The sequence below is a fragment of the Candidatus Chordibacter forsetii genome (genome assembly GCF_964187505.1).
Taxonomy (GTDB): domain Bacteria; phylum Verrucomicrobiota; class Verrucomicrobiia; order Opitutales; family Seribacteraceae; genus Chordibacter; species Chordibacter forsetii.
On the sequence record NZ_CAXLML010000042.1, the window covers coordinates 1 to 2,585 of the forward strand.

Sequence of the window (2,585 nt, forward strand, 5' to 3'; positions counted from 1 at the left end):
GCCTGATAGGTTCGGAACTAAGGGAATAAATTGATCAGCTGTCGTTTGTAAAACCGCAATTACTTCTTTATCGGATGCATCTCCCCAATTATTTTTCTTTAGTGCTATTTCAAACGCCTCCGTTTTTAAACTAAGCAAAAATAAAAGGAGAAAAGGAGGAAGTACTCCTCGGAGTAATTTCACAAATTAGATAGATTATTTTGGTGAATGAGTATCTTCTCTTTCGTTATCCAAATAGGAAGAGGTTGAATAATCATAAAAAATAGGCAGTCCATCCTCTGACTTCACGAAGTATAACCAATCTGCTGCTTCATCTTTATAGAGGTAGGGCCAAATATCTGCCTTTGTCCATAACCAACCGTGCTCGCCAGACCACAGCCAAACGCTTCCATTTTGACCCGAAGAAGAATATAGCCAACCAAGTTCGGCATGGTGTAGCCAGCCTTTTTCATAATAGATAAATGTTCCTATTTTATACGGTTTTTATTTTGATACACGGAGTATGATGTGGTGCACACACTAGAATCTGATTCTGTATAGCTTAGGGGTCAATGAATATTAGTAGGTGGAAAGAGTGAATTGTTCTCTGTAAATATAATCATAAAATCCTTGATGTGCTGACTTTGATCTTACTTTCATTAAAATCTTTATTTAAAAAAAAACTTAATACCCAAGTCTAATATTTAAATGTTTATACTTTATGTAATTAGCACTGAGGGCTAATTTAATACCTAATATTTATTTTCGGAAATAGTTCACCGAAAAAAATCTGTATTATCTGTCTATCCGCTTGCGAATAAACTACTTTGGAAATAACAATTAGCCTTATGGATATTTGTTATTTTCGTTTTTCTTTGTCCCTACTGTTCATGTATTTTGGCACCATATTTCAAAGTTTTGGTGAAGATAAGAACATGTCCCTGTGGATTAGTTCCTTTCAGGACCAGTCCTATTACGAACAGATGGCTGAGTTGTATGCCGAAAAGTCAGGCAGTAAGATTAATTTGCAGGTCGAGGCTTATGGGTTTCGGGAAATGCCAGACAAGCTGGGTGCTGTGATGAGAACAGGGGAAGGGGCACCCGATTTGGTGCAGTTGGATGAGACCTTTTTTGGGGTCTTTCTCAACGGCCCACCCCCTTTTGTTGATTTAACTAAAAAAATTCGTAAAGCTCAGCTAAACAAAACTTTGCACAAACAAAGATTGGAGGTTTTTACCTACAATGGAAAGACATATGGTGTACCTCAGTCTCTCAGTGCCTTGGTGCTCTATTATCGCAAGGATATGTTTGAGGATTTTAATATCCAACCCGAGGACATTACCACATGGAAAGACTTTGCAAATGTTGGTGAAAGATTGATGAGCGAGAACGGGCAAAGGTTTCTTGCCTTGGATGGCACACTGTTTGATTCCCTGCTCCGCCAAAAGGGGAGTGATTTATTTGATGCCAAGGGAAATTTTATACCTGATGAAGATATTGCCGTATCTATCTTATCTGAATTTGCCAAGATGGCAGAAAAACAGATCGCAGTGCTTCCAGACCGTGGATCCATTTTTGACCCCGTTTTTTTTAGTGGGGATTTGGAAATGGGAGAGGTATTATGTGTGATCGGAGCCGATTGGTATGGACTCGATCTTTTTCAACAATTTGCCCCGGGGATGGAAGGGATGTGGGGAATGCTTCCTTTACCGACCTGGAAAAAGGCGGATGGTTCTCTGGGTCCACGCACCGCCACCTTTGCCGGGCAGGGACTAATGATCATGAATTCAAGCAAAAAACAGGAAGAAGCTTGGGACTTTATCGAATTTGTGATGACGGATGCCGATGCCAATGCCGAACGCTTCCTACAGGGCAATAGTTTTCCCGCATACAAACCGGCATGGAAAGATCCCCGCTTAGTAAGTGAACAGCCATACTTCGAGCAATCAATGGGTGAGTTATTGATTGAATTAGCCGATGAAATCCCCCCTGTTACAGTAAATCCCAGTCGTCCTCAGGCAATTTTTCTAATGAAGGAAAATTTCTTTTCCTCTGTAATGTATGGTACTCTGACTCCCGAGGATACAATTGTAAGAATGCGTCAAGCAATGCAGGGTGGATTCGGGGATCAACCTTCAGGCGAACAGCCTTGATCGATTTTTGCCTTCGTATTTTGATGCCAAATAAGAGGGCAGGGCATTTATGGAATAATTCTGGTTCCTTTCTCTTTTTAACCAGCCCATTTCTTTTAGCTTGGGCCTTTTTCTGGGTGGTTCCTTTGTTTACTGGTGTGGACTTGGCGATGCAGGAGAGCCAGCAGTTTAGCGGGTCGCTACCTGGCACTGGTTATACCCATTCACCGTTTTCCAATTTTGAACGGGCAGTCAAGGATCCTAAATTTATACATTCCCTGGAAAATACCTCGTTATTTGTGGGTGGATCCATCCTCATTACTTTGGGGCTGAGCTTTTTTCTGGCCATATCCGTCTATGAACTAAACAAAAAACTTCAGGGAATTTGTTTATTTTTGCTCCTCATTCCAAGTTTTGCTCTGCCTGGTAGCCTGGCCACTTTGTTTTATTTATTTTTTCACGGAAAGTTCGGTG

At 41.0% G+C, this 2,585-nt stretch carries 3 protein-coding genes and 1 pseudogene; 2 read left to right on the top strand and 2 right to left on the bottom strand.

Annotated elements, in window-relative coordinates; translation table 11 throughout:
- Both ACKPQ4_RS01790 and ACKPQ4_RS01795 read right to left on the bottom strand, forming a co-directional pair.
- Positions 1-183 (bottom strand): hypothetical protein (locus ACKPQ4_RS01790; RefSeq protein ID WP_407679498.1); only part of this gene is annotated, 183 nt, incomplete at its 3' end.
- A 101-nt stretch (positions 184-284) separates the two neighbouring features.
- The gene (locus tag ACKPQ4_RS01795; RefSeq protein WP_407679499.1) at positions 285-452 is read right to left on the bottom strand and encodes a hypothetical protein; all 168 of its coding nucleotides are present in this window, start codon (positions 450-452) and stop codon (positions 285-287) included.
- Positions 453-914: 462 nt separating this feature from the next.
- Here ACKPQ4_RS01795 and ACKPQ4_RS01800 point away from each other — a divergent pair, with 462 nt between their 5' ends.
- Entirely contained in the window at positions 915-2,132 is a 1,218-nt protein-coding gene (locus ACKPQ4_RS01800; RefSeq protein ID WP_407679500.1) for an ABC transporter substrate-binding protein, read from the top strand.
- 23 nt (positions 2,133-2,155) lie between these two features.
- A pseudogene (locus tag ACKPQ4_RS01805) lies at positions 2,156-2,585 on the top strand (hypothetical protein); the annotation flags it as partial.